Genomic DNA, 529 nt, shown 5'->3' with positions numbered 1-529 from the left:
CACGCGCAGCCAGATCCAGGTTCATAATTCATAGAAATTGCTTCTTATAAAAGATGCTCGCGTCCACTATGTAGTTCTCAAACAACAACCCCACACCACACACCCCCCACAACCCCCACCCCAAAGGACAGAAGCCAACCGTGCGATCGGCGTAGCAAGGAACAACCAGAAACAAACAAACCCGACCCAGGAAGACAGCAAACGCTCCCTTCCCAACCCGGTCCTGTTGCCTCAGGACCCAACAGTGTGCCAAACACTACCCACCACCAACCAGAAGCGACGCTTTCCAGGAACCCAACCCCCAAAGGGATCAGTCCGTACTCACACCACAACCAGCACCAGCAGGCACCTATCCGTTGATATTCCACCCATGAGCAGTCCGCCGCAGAACAAACGTCTGCGCAACGAACTATCCTCCTGACAAACCCCGACCCACCACATACATGATGACCAGGCTTTGTAGGCGCTCCTTAGAAAGGAGGTGATCCAGCCGCACCTTCCGGTACGGCTACCTTGTTACGACTTAGTC

Annotated in this window: 1 rRNA gene; it reads right to left on the bottom strand. The window is 54.3% G+C overall.

What is annotated here, in order from left to right:
• Positions 1 to 474 precede the first annotated feature (474 nt).
• A 16S ribosomal RNA gene (locus PSET11_RS16520) occupies positions 475 to 529 on the bottom strand; the annotation flags it as partial.

This window comes from Arthrobacter ulcerisalmonis (assembly GCF_900609065.1).
GTDB lineage: Bacteria > Actinomycetota > Actinomycetes > Actinomycetales > Micrococcaceae > Arthrobacter > Arthrobacter ulcerisalmonis.
Note: the sequence above shows the minus strand (reverse complement) of the source record. Positions and strands in the feature narration are given on the sequence as shown.